At 42.7% G+C, this 15,500-nt stretch carries 17 protein-coding genes; 8 read left to right on the top strand and 9 right to left on the bottom strand.

What is annotated here, in order from left to right:
* The first annotated feature begins 107 nt into the window (after positions 1-107).
* The gene (locus tag HFA01_RS15505) at positions 108-368 is read left to right on the top strand and encodes a hypothetical protein (RefSeq protein ID WP_146817951.1); all 261 of its coding nucleotides are present in this window, start codon (positions 108-110) and stop codon (positions 366-368) included.
* 175 nt (positions 369-543) lie between these two features.
* Positions 544-1,386, top strand: a complete 843-nt coding sequence (locus HFA01_RS15500) for a nucleotidyltransferase family protein (protein ID WP_146817948.1) — start codon at positions 544-546, stop codon at positions 1,384-1,386.
* 97 nt (positions 1,387-1,483) lie between these two features.
* Here HFA01_RS15500 and HFA01_RS15495 read toward each other — a convergent pair whose 3' ends face one another.
* Positions 1,484-2,452, bottom strand: a complete 969-nt coding sequence (locus HFA01_RS15495; protein WP_146817945.1) for a sodium:calcium antiporter — start codon at positions 2,450-2,452, stop codon at positions 1,484-1,486.
* A gap of 542 nt (positions 2,453-2,994) precedes the next feature.
* On the opposite strand from HFA01_RS15495, the gene HFA01_RS15490 reads away from it, so the two are divergent.
* Together HFA01_RS15490 and HFA01_RS15485 are read left to right on the top strand one after the other, a co-directional pair.
* Positions 2,995-3,270 (top strand): hypothetical protein, encoded by a 276-nt coding sequence (locus HFA01_RS15490; protein WP_146817942.1) that lies wholly within the window; start codon positions 2,995-2,997, stop codon positions 3,268-3,270.
* A 228-nt stretch (positions 3,271-3,498) separates the two neighbouring features.
* Positions 3,499-3,828 carry a DUF4257 domain-containing protein gene (locus HFA01_RS15485; RefSeq protein WP_146817939.1) on the top strand — a complete coding sequence of 110 codons (330 nt, stop codon included), beginning with the start codon at positions 3,499-3,501 and terminating at the stop codon, positions 3,826-3,828.
* 398 nt (positions 3,829-4,226) lie between these two features.
* Here HFA01_RS15485 and HFA01_RS15480 read toward each other — a convergent pair whose 3' ends face one another.
* Complete coding sequence (locus tag HFA01_RS15480; RefSeq protein WP_146817936.1) at positions 4,227-5,438, bottom strand: Nramp family divalent metal transporter; 1,212 nt, start codon at positions 5,436-5,438, stop codon at positions 4,227-4,229.
* Positions 5,439-5,686: 248 nt separating this feature from the next.
* Here HFA01_RS15480 and HFA01_RS15475 point away from each other — a divergent pair, with 248 nt between their 5' ends.
* On the top strand, positions 5,687-6,064 hold the full coding sequence (locus HFA01_RS15475; RefSeq protein WP_146817933.1) for a SecDF P1 head subdomain-containing protein: 378 nt from the start codon (positions 5,687-5,689) through the stop codon (positions 6,062-6,064).
* A 293-nt stretch (positions 6,065-6,357) separates the two neighbouring features.
* Entirely contained in the window at positions 6,358-7,188 is an 831-nt protein-coding gene (locus tag HFA01_RS15470) for a GNAT family N-acetyltransferase (protein ID WP_146817930.1), read from the top strand.
* Between the two features lie 30 nt (positions 7,189-7,218).
* Here HFA01_RS15470 and HFA01_RS15465 read toward each other — a convergent pair whose 3' ends face one another.
* On the bottom strand, positions 7,219-7,410 hold the full coding sequence (locus tag HFA01_RS15465) for a hypothetical protein (protein WP_146817927.1): 192 nt from the start codon (positions 7,408-7,410) through the stop codon (positions 7,219-7,221).
* Between the two features lie 124 nt (positions 7,411-7,534).
* Here HFA01_RS15465 and HFA01_RS15460 point away from each other — a divergent pair, with 124 nt between their 5' ends.
* Complete coding sequence (locus HFA01_RS15460) at positions 7,535-8,536, top strand: serine hydrolase domain-containing protein (RefSeq protein WP_246139347.1); 1,002 nt, start codon at positions 7,535-7,537, stop codon at positions 8,534-8,536.
* Between the two features lie 27 nt (positions 8,537-8,563).
* On the opposite strand, the gene HFA01_RS15455 is transcribed toward HFA01_RS15460, so the two are convergent.
* From HFA01_RS15455 to sppA, 5 genes are all read right to left on the bottom strand, one after another.
* The gene (locus HFA01_RS15455; protein ID WP_146817921.1) at positions 8,564-9,718 is read right to left on the bottom strand and encodes a Ger(x)C family spore germination protein; all 1,155 of its coding nucleotides are present in this window, start codon (positions 9,716-9,718) and stop codon (positions 8,564-8,566) included.
* A complete protein-coding gene (locus tag HFA01_RS15450; RefSeq protein WP_146817918.1) occupies positions 9,708-10,802 on the bottom strand; it encodes a GerAB/ArcD/ProY family transporter in 1,095 nt (364 codons plus the stop codon). Before HFA01_RS15450 ends, HFA01_RS15455 begins: the two co-directional genes overlap by 11 nt.
* Positions 10,795-12,174 (bottom strand): spore germination protein, encoded by a 1,380-nt coding sequence (locus HFA01_RS15445; RefSeq protein ID WP_146817915.1) that lies wholly within the window; start codon positions 12,172-12,174, stop codon positions 10,795-10,797. The genes HFA01_RS15450 and HFA01_RS15445 overlap by 8 nt, the downstream gene beginning before the upstream one ends.
* A gap of 344 nt (positions 12,175-12,518) precedes the next feature.
* Complete coding sequence (locus tag HFA01_RS15440; protein ID WP_146817912.1) at positions 12,519-13,061, bottom strand: RDD family protein; 543 nt, start codon at positions 13,059-13,061, stop codon at positions 12,519-12,521.
* Positions 13,062-13,073: 12 nt separating this feature from the next.
* Positions 13,074-14,072 carry a signal peptide peptidase SppA gene (gene sppA, locus HFA01_RS15435; protein ID WP_146817910.1) on the bottom strand — a complete coding sequence of 333 codons (999 nt, stop codon included), beginning with the start codon at positions 14,070-14,072 and terminating at the stop codon, positions 13,074-13,076.
* Between the two features lie 245 nt (positions 14,073-14,317).
* Between sppA and HFA01_RS15430 the strand changes: the two genes are divergently transcribed.
* Positions 14,318-14,518, top strand: coding sequence for a hypothetical protein (locus HFA01_RS15430; protein ID WP_146817907.1), 201 nt, complete (start codon positions 14,318-14,320; stop codon positions 14,516-14,518).
* Here HFA01_RS15430 and HFA01_RS15425 read toward each other — a convergent pair.
* Positions 14,455-14,904: an ASCH domain-containing protein gene (locus HFA01_RS15425; protein WP_146817905.1), complete on the bottom strand. Its 450-nt coding sequence runs from the start codon at positions 14,902-14,904 to the stop codon at positions 14,455-14,457. The genes HFA01_RS15430 and HFA01_RS15425 overlap by 64 nt on opposite strands.
* Positions 14,905-15,500 lie beyond the last annotated feature (596 nt).

Here is a 15,500-nt window from a genome sequence, read left to right as displayed (position 1 = left end):
TTTTAATACCCATTTAGAAATGAAAGAAAATTCATTTATTTCCATCTTTTAGTGTGATAAATTGGTATAAGCCTTTTGTAACAAAGGGTAGGAAAGAGGGATGATCAATGGAACGTCTACATACCATCTGGCTTGATGAAACATATGTGCATGGAATTATTAAAATTTATGATTCTATTTTTGAATATTTGTTTCACCCTATTGTACTTGATGAAATAAAAGGGGAGTACCGTGTCATAAATAACTTATGGTACACGACCTATCATGGCGCTAGAGAGTTTTTCAGGTCTCCTTCGAATCCTTATAGCGTTGTTGGAAGAATGAAGGTAAATGAAGGAACAACGGTTGGAGGAAGTATTGTGAAATAAAGGGTGAATACCCAATATGGAATATGATTTACATAATACAAGAGGATCGACTAGTGACACCATACGAAAATGGGCTTCCATATTAGGGCTGGAAATAAGGGGATCAATGGGATTTCTGGACCCTCAAAAAACACCGTGTGAAATATTCAATGAAAAGAAATGAGGACATTTAAGGATGACAGAAATAAAAGAAATAGGATCGTTGTGTTCCATAGACGATCAAGGCAACATCATAAACGAGTCTGATCCAACGAAAATCAATGATAAATACGAAGAGGTCATTCGACTCATCACAGAGAAGTGCCTTTCCGCTTTACCAAAGGAGATTCACAGCATGTACCTAAGGGGTTCTGTTCCAAAAGGACAGGACATTGAAAATGTATCGGACCTTGACGTCATCGTTGTTACCTATTCCAATCCTCAAAATATGGATTTGGATTGGGTAGAGGAGATTGAACAATTAGTCAATCAAAAATACCGTTTTATCAACGGGGTAGAAGTAGGGTTTAGTCCTTTAAGTGAATTTCAGGATACAAAGCATTGCTCTATGATCCCGTTTATTCTGAAAACCTATGGAATTTGTGTCTATGGTGAAAATCTAATCAGTGATCTCCCTAATTACAAACCCGACAGCTCTTTAGCGAATGAACATCTCATTCACTTCGCTTCTTTCATTGATCGAGCGAAGCAAGATTTGACTGGAAATGACGATGAAGAAGATATCAAGGATTCTTGTTCATGGATCATGAGAATCCTAGTGAGGTCCGGCCTTGCCCTTGTCATTGTTCAAGAGCAAGCGTACACGAGGGACCTATTCCCAGCCTACCAACTATTCTCAAAGCATTATCCAGAAAAAGAACAAGAGATGAGGACAGCGCTTTGGTTCGCCATCAACCCCTCTTCCAGTTCAGAGGAAATATTGAGATTCTTGGATTCGTTCGGAAGTTGGATGAAAATTGAAAAAGAGCATTGGCTTGATGTTTATAATCCAACTAGAAAAATGCATCTGCCTCTTTAAACGCTCTCATGTATTTTGTGAGTCTGTAACAGTACTAGTGAGCATGAAGAATTGCAGGCTTATGTGATTAATGAAAGAGTAGATTCCAAAATAGAATCTACTTGAAAAAGATCATATAAGAAGTCACAAAATATAACGTAATGATGAATAAAGAGGGCATAATATAGTGCCCTAAACGGCCTATTCTATTCGGCCTGATGAGTGTGTAGATAAGGAACAGTGTCATCGTGATCCCAAGTATTGCTACATAAAGGTGAGTGCCTTGGATGGAGTTTAAGATCGCTCCTTTGCGATACAATACATCGGTGAGTACAAGCAGCTTCAGGTTATACAAGTTGCTTCCAATAATGGATCCGACCGCCATATTGTAGTTCGCCAATTTAAATGCGGCAAGGACGCTTACGAACTCAGGTAATGAAGTGGAGGCTGCAATGAGAAAACTGCCTACAAAACTAGCGTTCATGCCTGTGATTTCTGCCATATGATCTCCAGCAATGGAAAGAATGCTGCCGGAGACAAAGACGACGACTACAGCTATGAGAAAACCTTTGATCGCTGAAGATAGGGGAAGATCCTTAGTCAGAGGAGAACCATCATCGTCTTCATAATCACTGGCAATGAATTTCATGGAAAAGATATAGAAGATGACAATCATATACATTTCAATTCCTATATTAAAAAGTTGGATCGATTCAGGAACCAGGAGGGAAAGGGAGATGATGATCAAAAAAGTAAGGCTGATCCATGCGGATGGAAGGTTCGCGTGCTGATTGATTCTCTGAAATAACCGTTGCTTTCGATAAAACAAATCAACCATGGCAAGTATTAATAGATTGAACACGTTACTGCCAAGCATATTTCCTACAGCGATATCAGGGTTATCTATATAGACGGCCGTGATACTAGTCGTGAGTTCAGGTAATGAGGTAGCCCCGGCAATTAAGAAGGTACCGACCACAGCCCCGCTTAAAGAAGTTTTTTTACTAATGACGTCACCACAATGGTTCAAATGAATCGCAGCTGTAACGACGAGAATGGCAGCGATAAAGAAAATAATGAAAATCATGGGCTTCCCCTCTCTAACATGAAAGATATCACGGATTGCCTGGCTCACTTCGCGTCAATCTCCAAATAAAACCACACGAGGAGTCCCCCTTGAATTCCGCTTTTCCATTCTAATGTATGCTTGTTTCATAGATATATCCATTGTGATTTCATTCATAAAAGGGGTTCCTCATGAAGTCTCATGTGTGAGGGGGGCGAATCTTCAGTGGTAGGAATCGTTCTTTCCTATATGTAATGCTGTGGTTTTACTATTTTCCAAGACCGTTCATTGAGGATTCTGGTGAAAGACAGAGTGGCGGGATCAATCAATAAGGAATGGCACTTTTCCCATTCATTTATTGTCTTTTGGATTGAAAAAATTTTTGTAGAAATGAGAGAGGACTAACAATATCCGTTAGGTAATCTTGTATAATGGGTATGAAGTATAAATCGGTGTCCAAAACAAAACCTATTCAGTTTTGGAAGGGAATCTTGCTTTATTGTGGTCGTTTCTTTCCCGTGTGATGCGCCCGTTCAGTAAAAATTTTGAGGAGGTGCCGAACATTGATTAGGATGAATGAAAAAGAAAAAGAAACGTATGATGACCTTATGAACTCCTTCAAAAATGCTGAATCGATAGAGGAAAGCCGGCATTATTTTTTTGAAATCCAATTGTACTTAGACAATCTTGAATCAACGAAAGAGCCATCCCCGACGAAAGCTCAAATGGAAGAGTATCAGCAGATTAGAAAAAAGTTAGTTGGAGCTACGTCTAAAAAGGAAGTCAGGTATTATGAAGATCAGATCCATGAATGGTTAAACAAAATCCATCATTCTTAACTGACATAAGTTGTTATGGAATACAAAATTTTGAAAAATAGTATTTATTTTCTGATCATTATAGTGTAAACTAGAGGTACGGTGTTCACTATAATGCGACACTTGTATATGAAAAAAATAACGGACTTAAACGGAGCGGCGAGCTTGGTTGAGGATTTAGTGCATAGTAGCTTATGTTTCTAAGTTTCCACCAGCTGCCGCTTTTTTAGTCTAGGGGGAAAATTTCTTATGAATACGCTACTTATTGCTGGGTGTATTGGAGGGATCACTGGCATTATATCTCACTTGATGAGAAATGGAAAAGTCCTGATATTCCCTAAAAAAAGAACGCGTCCCAAGGGAATTTATTTAGGGTTTTTGGCGGACTTTTTTATCGGGGCTGCGGCTTCCGTATTCGCCGTTACCTACTTGACCCCTGATCCTGAGTTGCTGAGGTCGCTCATTGGAATCTCTATATTGGCGGGGATGACCGCAGAAAATGTTTTATTGAAAAGGGAATTGAATATAGAAAAGGCAAAAGTAGAAGGATTGGATCGGATCAACAAGAGACTTAAATAGATTTCCACTCCTCCAATCCTTCATTTTTCTTCGGAATGATTTCCTCTTGAATCCTCTTCTTCATCTACCATTCCTTCAAAATGGCCCTTTTTATGTGCCCAGTCCATAAGGTCCTCTGTGACTCACTCACTTTTTTTAATTTCTTGTACCTTGTTCGATATAACCACCTGGCATGGATAAAATGCAAGAGAAGCAATAACCATAGTAAGGAAACTCCATAAACGATCGTCAACCTTATAAATGGCGAGCCAAAAAATGATAAGGAAAGCAGCAAAGTAGAAGGGTGCTAAGGTAGTTAGGAATTTATTCCTTTTAGTGATCTTGTCCATCATCGTACCTCCTCTATATGAACCTCATATATAACCTCCAAATCTTAGAATGACTTCCTTATCACAAGGTTAGAAGATTCCAAATGAAAGAAGGGATAGGGTAACGGTAATAAGGAAAATCAATCCACCAACAATGTTTACCCAAAGGGAATTGACGTGGTTACGCAGCGTATCTCGATTATTCATGGCAATCATAAGGAATAAAACGATAAACGGAAGAATCAGTCCATTGGCATATTGAGCAAAAACAATCAGCTGAATCGGGTCATAACCAAGACTTGCAAAAAGGACACCAACGAGAAGCACCCCGATCCAAACCAGCCGGAATTTCGTTGAACGAAGGTTCCTTTCCCACCCCAAAGCACCTGCCGTGGCATAAGCAGAAGCCAGAGGCGCCGTCATTGCAGAGGATATGCCCGCGGCAAAGATCCCGACAGCAAATACATATTTCGCCCATGAACCAAGCAGCGGTTTCAACTGATCGGCCATGACACTCGGATCTTGTATTTCTGTTCCTAAGGGGAAAGCGACAGCAGCCGTAATGATGATGGCAACTGAGATGATCCCACAGATGGTGATCGTCGTCACCACATCGAAGCGGCTATCTGCCAACTCTTCTTCTCCCTTGAACCGCTCCTGTACGACAGAAGATTGTAAGAATAACGTGTAAGGGACGATTGTAGTTCCGATGAGCGATATGACCAATAAAATATTACCTGCCGAAACCTTGGGGACAAGACCCTCCGTCAGAATCGCAGACAAATCCGGCTGGATGACAATGGCTGTGATGACAAAGCTCAAGGTCATCGTCAGGATCAATACAATAAAAACGCGTTCAATGATTTTATATTTGCCTACCCATAAGAGGATGCCGGCAATCAAACCGATGAGGATCGCCACGGCTTCAGTGGAAAGGCTGGTAAAGGCAGACAACCCGATCGCTCCCCCAACAATGTTACCCGCTTCATAAGCAGCACTTCCAATAACAATGGCGGAGATGATCAGGAGGATCGTCAACCATTTCAAAACGGGGTGTGAAAATTGCTCTCGTAATATCGTACTTAAATCTTTTCTGGTAATGACCCCTAACCTTGTCACCATCTCCTGTAGAAACATCGTTGCCATAACAGAAAAAATCAGTGCCCAGATCAGCGCATAGCCAAATTGAGCTCCTACATTACTAGCTGTCGTTACTGTCCCTGGTCCGACAATGGCTGCCGCTACAATAGCACCCGGCCCGACATTTTTCAGACGCCTCTTGAATTTACTTTCCTTCGCCATCGTTTGTCTCCTCTCCTGTGTTGGTATGAGCCGAAAACGTACATATCTTCATTTAGTGAAGCGATTCCCTTAATATGGAATTTTAATCATTTCTTGGGCGACGTGCCCACCTTTTATGGAGAATAGTATTTCAAACAGGATGGGATTTTTATTTTTTCGACTTATTATTTTATTTGAAACTTTTCCCAAAACCATCCGTATAGAAAACTAGAATCCCGGAACGATTCTATGATGAAGGGAGGGATAGAATGAAGCTGATTGTATCTACATTGGCAGCGCTCTTTCTGCTCATGGGTTGTCAACAAAATGTCAGTCATGAGTTCAACGATGTATCTATTAAAGACCAGGAAGGAAATGTTCTGGTGACTTCCTCGGATTTTGAAAAAGCAAGTATTCAAGATGGTCAAAACCGAGTACTTGTGAATGTAAACTTCAAGAATAGCGATACACCGAAAGAGATGACAGAGAATCATCTCAATGAGAAGGTTCACATTTATTTAGGAGATGAGAAAATAGCTTCTCCAACGGTTCGAAAAGTGATCCATAGTGATTCCATGCAAGTGGCTGGTGATTATACGAAAGAAGAAGCAGAGCAATTCGTAGATTTTATCAACCAATCGTTTTAACTAGAAGGGAATGGAAGGTCATTCGTATGGCCTTCCATTTTTTAAGCTTTTATGAATTCCATTAATCGATGAATGAAAAGGTGAGCCACGGATAAAGTGGTGTTCAATGGCAACGGTTTTCTTAGGGCGGGTTGTTCAATAAACCCATCATAGCCACGTTAAGCTTCTACTACATCCTTCCTTCGATTCTTTACCAAGCAGGGCTGCTACATAGGGAGTCGTACATATGTTGCAAGTCTAGAAGGCTGTGATGAATTTAATGAACCATGCCATTACGATGGGAGAGAGCGAAAATGATACGAGAACTTGATAAAACAGAATTCTATAAATGCAGAAATTTAATAAATCAAGAGGGCCATCTAGAGGTGAAAGCGGTGATCGAAGGGAATAATCCAGGTCGGATTTATGTGGATGATCCCGATTGTCCTAAATCAGGACTGATTTGGCTGGGGAATCATGATGGTTTTTTCTTTATTGGAGACGAAGAGAATGAAGGGTTCAATAAAGAGATGAATGACTTTATCGATCAGGAAATTTTGCCTGAAGCGAAGAAGCTAAAGATCAATCATTTCATTGCGATCGGTCATCATTCCAGGTGGGAGAAGACGATTGAAACAATCTTTGAGAACCGTGACATGAAGAAATCCAATCAAAACGTTTATCAGATGGAGAAAAGACTTAGCAGTGACGAGGATGAACCTTCAATTCGTGAGGATGATCGAGTGTTCAAAATGAGTAAGGAACTTTATGATAACAAAGGTGATTCTCTGGATAATATAGAATTTTTAAGATCGAAGCTATTAGAATTCTGGACGACTCCTGAGGATTTCTTTCAGAAAGGATTCGGTTATGGAGTCATTTATAAGAATAGAATCGTGAGTTTATGCTTTTCAGGTTTTGTAGCTGAAAATGTGCACGGAATCGATATAGAAACGCTGGAGGATCATCAGGGCAAAAAATTAGGTCAGATAGCAGCTCATCGTTTCGTGAAAGAATGCGTAAGAAAAGAGATGATTCCATATTGGGACTGTGAGGAGGCCAATAAACCATCGAATGCCATTGCTGAAAATATTGGATTGGAGAAATCCTTTGAATATATGGTCTACATCTTTCCGATCCAATAGAGTGGAAGTGGCAAAATGAAAGCGCACGGTTTATATTCTAATGATGAATTGACTGAGTAGATACATAAGAAGCAGGATCCCAATTCCTAACAAGCTGTACCCCAAACGTTTTCGTTCCGATAAAGGCTCCCCTTTGATTGCCTTCCAATCAGGATAAAAAAAGCTGATCACTCGGACAGCTATGATTCCGAGGGCCACTAGAACAACAGCGAATACTTTCATGAGATGGACTCCTTTTTATAAAGGGCATTTCCTTCCACTCGCTAAATGAAACAAAAAGGATCAGGATAGATGGATGAAACAGCAGGTAGAATGAATAGAAAACATGGAAAAGGAGAGGGATAAATTGGATGCCAAAATTCAGGAAATCGTTAAGAAAAAAGGATTTTCAGGTTCAGTAATTGTGACACAAGGGGAGGATCTCGTTTACTCGAAAGGATTTGGTTTCAGAAACCTCGCTGAAAGTCTTCCCAACCAAATGGACACCCGATTCGGAATAGCCTCTGGAAGCAAGTTGTTCACAGCGGTAGCGATCGCTCAGCTCGTCGAACAGAATCCATTCAGTTACGATACACCCGTCCATCAGCTTCTGGATCAGAGTCCTGCTTGTATAGATGAACGTGTCACTATTCATCATTTGTTGACGCACACGTCCGGAATCCCTGATTACTTTGATGAATCGGTCATGGAGGACTTTTCAGAACTGTGGGAAGAGAAACCGATGTACAAGATGGAGAAGCTTGAGGACTTTGTCCCGATGTTCAAAGATAAAGAGAAGATGTTCGAGCCTGGAGAGAAATTCCACTACAACAATGCAGGGTTCATCGTATTAGGGTTGGTGGTGGAAGCCGTTTCAAACAGGTCTTTTACGGATTATGTTACAGAGAATATCTTCAAGCCTGCAGGCATGCAGGATAGTGGGTATCTTCGCTTGGACCAGCTGCCGGGCAACACCGCTCAGGGCTACATAGAAAAGGGTGGTTCTCTAAGGACGAATACGTATGCTGTTCCGGTTATCGGGGGAGCCGATGGGGGAGCTTTCGTGACAGGGCCGGATATGAACGGGTTTTGGGATACATTGTTGAATGGAAAACTTGTAGGTGAAAGACATGTAGAGAGATTGTTAACAAAACACGCGAAAGTGAAAGAAGGTGTTTCTTATGGGTATGGCCTTTGGTTGGATGATGTTCATGGTGAAACGGTTTACCATGCCATGGGCTTTGACCCTGGTGTCAGCTTCCATTCATGCGTCTATCCAAAAGGTCAATGGAAAGTAACGGTTCTTTCCAATAAGGGTTCAGGTGCTTTCCCAATCGTCAAAGCGTTCGAGGAAGGGTTCATTAAATAACGGAAGTGGAGGGGCGGACCCTCCACTTTATTCTTCTGTATTAAAGTTTTGCGTGCCAAAATCTGTGATTTCCGTTGTCACTTCTACTTTGAAGTTCATGTCAGGGAAGAGTTCATTCCATTCTTTCTCATGTTCTTCCCAATACTTCGGTTCGTGGATTTGGATCCATCCGGATACATTGAGGAAATCGATCTGGTATTCCTGTTGGGCGAGTTGAAGGACACGTTCCACTTTTCCTTTAATGACTTTATTCGCAGCATCTTCAATCTCTTTTTTCCATCCTTTGTTATATACATTTCTCCCAATTCCCCAATCTTCTGCCAGTACGGTGGACATCTTGACCTGAATGGTCATCTCTAATTGATCTCCACTCGTTTTTGTCTTGAATTTTGAGTTTGACCCTTTGATCTCAAGAATGATTGGACCTTCATCAATAAGTTCTTCATCTAGATAGATAAATCCGCCTTGCACATTGTCATGCATATATCGGATGCCTTCCATATCCTCTACATCAATCCATCCTACATAATGAGAGCTTTCGGCTTCAATGATGCCAGCTCCTGATGATTTGATATGTCCTTCCTCCAGGGTAATACCTGGAATCAGAAAACTTTTCTTCTCAGAAATGTGCTGGGACATGTCACCGATGGACAAGTTTTTAGGGTTACTATTGTTCTTGTGGTAATTTTCACTGAGTGATTTAATTTGGATTGCCGGAAAAAGTTCCTTTGTAGGATTGGTACTTAGGACTTCAAGAACAGGTTCTTTTGTTATAAATACTGGTGTCGTCCTTCTGAATTCATGATCTCGGATGAACAGGTCGATCACTTGGTCCGCGCGTTCTTTTTCAAACAATGCCGTCGATGCGAGAATTGATTTCAAGTGCGTGTAATTGGGAGGTCGGTTGCTCTCCAAAGAGTTGTTCCGGATGATTTCAAAAAATGTTTTACCGGACTGCGAAATGTTCTGGTAAGGGGCACTTTGGTGCTGGGAACTACTTTGCTGTGTGGGGATTTTCCCGGGAACAACATACTGGTTGATCATCCTCAGTTCATCTTTTTCCTCGTCGACATCCAGGCCCATGCCTGTGACGATTCCGACGTCCTCAATTTCTTTGATGTCCCAACATCCGGTCAACAAAATGAGAATAATCAAACCTGAACATGTAATTTTACGTAGCATACGATTTCCCCCTGATCAAGGATACAATCAATAGAAGAGCAGGTAAGACGACGATCGCTGCAACGGAGATGAATTGAATATATGTGGAGTAGTGGAAAACCTCCGTCAGACCTTCAGGGTACAAGGTCAATGCAAAGATCAGTACTCCAGCGACCGGCAGGAACCACCGGCTGGGGGTGAACATATTCTTCAATCCCAAAGTCAATGTGTACATATAAGCGGTGAAAGAAGTGAAAGCCGTCGTTAACCATCCGAATAAAAAAATCAATTCAAAACGTTCAAAAAAGAAACCTTGAAACTCAATGCTTTTCGCCATCTCAATGGTCGGGAACGTGATTTCTTTTAGCTCCTCCACGCCAAGGACTCCTATGGAAATCATATGGAAGGCGACATAGATGAGGGCGGTCAAGCCGATGCTCGTCCATATTGTAATCAGCAGATGTTTGGCCTTTCTCTTTTTGATCAATTTGGAGAAGATCAGGAGAAGCTCCATGCCCAAAAAAGAGAAAAAGGTGATTTGCGCACCACTGATGGTCGCCCCTATATTGTTTTGCAGAACGGGGCGGATGTTGTTGAGATCAAGATTTTTAATACTCAATAAACAAAGTACGATGAACATCACCATCATGATTGGAAAATAAAGTTGGAAAAACCGGACGATGTCACCCGCCCCATTATAGATCAGATACATGCTGACGAGCATAAAAGAACCGATGACGATATAAAGCGGCGTCGTATCAAGTAAATAGTTTTTTATAATCCCTCCGGTCACTCGTAAGATATAGGCAGCGACGATCAGGCTATACACAGCGAAGAAGAAATTGAAAAGATAACCGATGAATTTCCCCATGATCGTTGAAGTCATTTCAAAAAAAGTGAGGCCGGGATAACGAACAGCGAGCGCTACATAAATACAGGAAACGACGCTGACGGCTAGCGCACCGAAAATGATGCTCAGCCATAAGTCCTGAGAATCAACGGTATTAGCCAGATCCCGTGGCATGAGGATAATGCCGATTCCGATCATCGAAGATATGAACACGATGACCATTTGTAACATGGTCAGTTGTTTCAGATCACTCAACGCGTCCGCCTCCTTTCTTCAACTTGAACCGGATCAAGGAATCTTTCCAGCGTTTCACATAAAAAGGTGTAAATGGCTCTAAATACGGAACAGAAAAGCTCTGCAGATGAACAAGATGAATGCTGATGATGAAGACAGCCAGGATCAACCCATATATCCCTAGAAATGCGGCGGCAAACAGCATGACGAAACTGATGGTCCTGAGCGCAAGGCTTAACGCATAATCGGCAATGGTGAAGGAACAGATCGCAGCGAACGAAACGACGATCACCATCAAAGGACTGACAATCCCCGCTGTAACAGCCGCTTCACCAAGTACGATCGCCCCTACGATACTGACGGCAGGTCCGATCGGTTTTGGCAGCCGGATCCCAGCTTCCCTCAAGGTTTCAATAGTCAGTTGCATAATCAAAGCTTCCATGAACGAAGGGATTGGTACTCCTTCACGAGTTTTTGCAATCGATATGGCAAGATCGGTCGGGATCAACCCATGGTGATACGAAATCAACGAAATATAAACCGACGGAAGCATCACTGAAAAGAAAGCAGCCATGAACCGCATTAACCGAATGAGAGAAGCCGGAATCCACTTGAAGTTGTAGTCATCCGCCTGTTGAAAAAGACTGTTCAATGTTGTCGGAGCAAGTAACACAGAAGGGGAACCTTCTACGAAGATCGCTACTTTCCCTTCGACAAGGGCGCTGGATACTTTCGTCGGTCTCTCCGTTTCCTGAATCTCAGGAAAAAGGGAGTAGTTGTTTTTTTCGATCAATTGCTCCATCACCCCGCCATCCGGGATGTAATCTTCCTGGACGGCATTGATCCTTGCTCGAACATCCTTTAACAGTTCCTCGTTGACCGTCCGATCGATGTAAGCGATGGAAACATTCGTGAAGGAACGGGTACCGATGGTGAATTCTTCAAATTTCAAGTCCGTCGAACGCAGGTGCACACGTAAAAGGGCGACGTTTTGTTCGAGTGATTCGATAAAACCATCACGGGAACCGCGCAGGGTCATCTCAGATACCGGCTCTTGGATGGAACGGTAAGCGAACTGTGCTGTGTCTATGGCGTAAACCGTATCTTGTTCGATCAACAGCGTGAAACCATCGAGAAGATAGTGATCGATATCGTTTTTCTTCTCTAATTGCAGCAAAGGTTCTGCAGAAAAAGCATGAGGAAGAGGACTTTCTTTGTGCTTCCATTCTTGTAGTGGAAGCAGGATGGCGTCCTGGACTTGCTTCGTATCCGTGATGGAAGGTATGTAGATGACGTGGATGGGGTGGCCTTCAAGCTCCAGCTTCTTCATGGTCACATAGTGGTTTTTCTGTTTTTCACGAAGGATTTGTTCGATGTCCAACATTTCATCCATGTCCTCACCCCCGAATCCCAACAGTTTTTTTTAGTATGTACCATTGGCTCTTTTTTACACAAACGTCAGATTGTACATTTCATGGACACGTGTCCTGCTTTAGAGTGAGCTATTTGGTCGGTTCTTGTGGTTGTTATTTCATTACATGGAATCACATCAAACTTCACAAAATAGAGGAGAAGGGAGGTCTTCAGACATGGGCAAAAAAGCGAAAAACAAAAGCAAAAAAGACCTGAACGCACTTCGTCGTGAAAAAGGGGAGAAGAACGGCACAGGCAAACAGGATCCTTACCGTTAACGCATGAAAAAACGCCTGCTTCCGTTTGGAAGCAGGCGTTTCATTTTTATATCGATTGTGGTTGTTGTTCAATGGTATCGTTCAGCTTGCTGAACTTATTCTTCATTACGGACGTATCTGCGAATAGATCATGGATTCCCTGATGTCGCCTCGTGAAGGCAACAACCAGATAGGGGATTCCGAGGATCGCCATACTGATATACCGGCCGATGCATTCACGGAAAATGATTTGACCGTTCGATAACGTTTCCCCTTTTAGTGAAACGACAGACAATCCTAAAATCATTTTTCCCAGCGTAGCCCGGAAAAATTTCGTCATCAGGATGAAATAAGCAAAAAAGATGATCGAAGTCGTAATGTTTGCCGCACTGAACATGGGGACCCAAGCTTGAGCGTCTTCCAGGTTCACAAGTCGCAGCAATGGACGGGTCACAATGGTATTGACGCTCCAAATGACGATCAAGTCGATGCTGTAGGCAAGGAATCGCGAGCCGAATCCTGCGTACAACAGTTTTTGGAGGTCGTTTTTCTGATGATGGATCAACGATGATAGCTGCCCACCGTTTTCGTTATGATTGGTGTAATCCATACCGTTCCCTCCTTAATCTGTGTACATATACATCATGCGTGGTCCTTGGCGCTTGCTCATCAATTCTTCGATGTAGCGGAGTTCGCTGTTCGGCATTAAGCTTTCAGCAAGCGGCAGGTCGAAAAAGGATCCCATGGTATTTTTGTACTGGAATACCTGCGGATCTCCGCCGATTTCTTTTTTCAATGCCTTCAACGTGTCTTCACGGAAGCCGATGTCGTCCACCAGTCCGTTTTCGACGGCCTGCTTCCCGGAGTAGATCCGGCCGTCGGCTAATTCTTTCACACGGCTCCCAGGCATCTCGCGGCCCTCTACGATGACATCGACGAACTGCTGGTAAGATTCATCGACAAGCGTTTGGAGAATCTCTCTGTCCGCTTCGGTCATTTCCTTGGTAGGGCTCATGATATCTTTGAACTCACCACTTTTGATGGTATTGAATTTCACGCCATATTCATTGGCCAGTTCCTGATAATTGATGCTTTCCATGATGACACCCAAAGAACCAGTGAACGTATCGTTACTAGCAAAAATGCGGTCAGCTGGGGCAGAAACATAATACCCGCCGGAAGCGGCCATGTTCCCCATGGACACGTAAATCGTCTTGCCTGCTTCTTTTATTTCAAGCAGTTTGTCATGGATTTCAGCACTTTCATAAACGCCGCCACCTGGTGAATTGACATACAGGTGAACGCCTTTGATGGAGCCATCTTCTTTGATCGCTTCTAATTTTTTCATAAAGCGGTCGTGCTGATAGCCGCCGCCCCCGAAAGGATTCGGGTTCGTACTCGGGTTGTCGATGATAGCCCCTTCCAGGTTCAATTCCACAATCCGTTTGCTTCCACTTCCTCGGTCAACGACTTTTTCTTCTAAATTCTCACTGCCTGCGAAAAGTCCCATCGTCTCATTCTCTGCTTCTTCACCAGTGAAGACCGTTCCGATCAGCTGGACGACAAGAGCGAGAACCAAAATTGTGGCTGCAATGATACTGGCTGTTATTCTTTTGCTCATATGTAGACTCCTTTCCATCTGTTGTTCAGAATTCAACCATACCATAAGGATCAATCCAAATGATATGAAATGTAATTTCATTTATTTCTGAACACCTCTTCTACGAATGAAGGTGTGTAAGGTTTCATGTTTCATTGATTTTTTCCAGTCGTATGGTTGTTTCTTAACTTGACTGAAGGGAACAGGGAAATCCCTGCTTAATGACTTCAAGAAACGGGTAGGAGAAGGGGAGGAGGGATGGGACGTTGAGTCAAAATAAATTAAGAATCATCATCATTACAATCATTATTGTATTTTTAATCGGTCTTGTCGGGTTATCGATTCGAATGGCCCTGCAGCCGAAAGCAGAAGAGGGAAAAAGGACGGATGTGATTTCCGTCCTTCAATCCGGGTTCACGTGCACCAGTTGGAATCTCTCACAAACAAGATCCATGTCTTCGCTGTAATCATAACCGATCTCTTCCGATTCCTCTTTGAAGAACTTCTTATGGAATTCTAGCCAATTGTGGTAGGAAAGGTTTCCTTCTCCTTCCGCACGTGCGAATTCTTCGGTTACCTCATTAAAGGGGACGACCTCAACTTCTGTCGTTCGGATAATAGCCGCAGGCTCATCTTCCCCGTTCAATATGATGTTATATTCTCCGACTTCGGGGAGCGCTTCTTTCTCAACCTCATATGCTTGACGTGCCGAGCAGGTGGCTGTCTTGACCCCGTCCATGACCAGTCTGGCCATACGATCAGGGGCGGTGCCGAAGGACCATGCTTTCACGCTCTCCGGTTTTTCTTTTCCTTTCCAATAGGAATCCCAGTACGCTTTTGCCTGTTCGTTCATGTATAAACACTCCTTTTCCAAAAGTGGGTGGATGTTTCATTTATTTACATTATGGGATGTTCTAATGGATTCCATGCACTTTTCCATGTTCAGATGGGAGGAGTTCCATGTATGAGGGGAGACCAACGCGTTGGATTGTACCTTTCTTGGCCCCGTTTTTGATATCAGATCTAGGTGTGGGCAGGAAATCAGTCTATTCACGTTTGGGGCTTTTTTTATTGTTCTCCTTGTCCTTGGTCTTTCGAGTTAAAGATCGACTAGATGATTGAGTACCTTGTACACTTTTTCAATTTGAAAGTATCAGAAAAAAGGTGACATCCTGCAGACATACATAAGATCGTTTTCAAGGATGCCGGCTGGGGCAGGCCTGCAGGATCGGTGATAAAAAAGAAAGGGTTCCCTATTCGTGTGGTGAATGTTGACTATGTCGAAACCTTAGCTGACCTTGAACGCTTTGCTGCGCATTACCATATCAGAATAGTGGAAAAGAAGGACGACCGAACGGTTTATGACAGGAAAAAGAGTAAAGAAAAGTAAGGCGCCCCATAATGAGTATAGAGGGGATGCTCATAAAGGAATCGCTGATAGCGGCAGGC

This window comes from Halobacillus faecis (assembly GCF_007991335.1).
In the GTDB taxonomy this organism is placed as follows: Bacteria; Bacillota; Bacilli; order Bacillales; family Halobacillaceae; genus Halobacillus; species Halobacillus faecis.
Note: the sequence above shows the minus strand (reverse complement) of the source record. Positions and strands in the feature narration are given on the sequence as shown.

Coding starts and splice junctions, on each gene's coding strand:
- HFA01_RS15505 (WP_146817951.1), top strand. CDS start 108: ATGGAACGTCTACATACCATCTGGCTTGATGAAACATATGTGCATGGA.
- HFA01_RS15500 (WP_146817948.1), top strand. CDS start 544: ATGACAGAAATAAAAGAAATAGGATCGTTGTGTTCCATAGACGATCAA.
- HFA01_RS15495 (WP_146817945.1), bottom strand. CDS start 2,452: ATGATTTTCATTATTTTCTTTATCGCTGCCATTCTCGTCGTTACAGCT.
- HFA01_RS15485 (WP_146817939.1), top strand. CDS start 3,499: ATGAATACGCTACTTATTGCTGGGTGTATTGGAGGGATCACTGGCATT.
- HFA01_RS15480 (WP_146817936.1), bottom strand. CDS start 5,438: ATGGCGAAGGAAAGTAAATTCAAGAGGCGTCTGAAAAATGTCGGGCCG.
- HFA01_RS15475 (WP_146817933.1), top strand. CDS start 5,687: ATGAAGCTGATTGTATCTACATTGGCAGCGCTCTTTCTGCTCATGGGT.
- HFA01_RS15470 (WP_146817930.1), top strand. CDS start 6,358: ATGATACGAGAACTTGATAAAACAGAATTCTATAAATGCAGAAATTTA.
- HFA01_RS15465 (WP_146817927.1), bottom strand. CDS start 7,410: ATGAAAGTATTCGCTGTTGTTCTAGTGGCCCTCGGAATCATAGCTGTC.
- HFA01_RS15455 (WP_146817921.1), bottom strand. CDS start 9,718: ATGCTACGTAAAATTACATGTTCAGGTTTGATTATTCTCATTTTGTTG.
- HFA01_RS15445 (WP_146817915.1), bottom strand. CDS start 12,174: ATGGATGAAATGTTGGACATCGAACAAATCCTTCGTGAAAAACAGAAA.
- HFA01_RS15440 (WP_146817912.1), bottom strand. CDS start 13,061: ATGGATTACACCAATCATAACGAAAACGGTGGGCAGCTATCATCGTTG.
- sppA (WP_146817910.1), bottom strand. CDS start 14,072: ATGAGCAAAAGAATAACAGCCAGTATCATTGCAGCCACAATTTTGGTT.
- HFA01_RS15425 (WP_146817905.1), bottom strand. CDS start 14,904: ATGAACGAACAGGCAAAAGCGTACTGGGATTCCTATTGGAAAGGAAAA.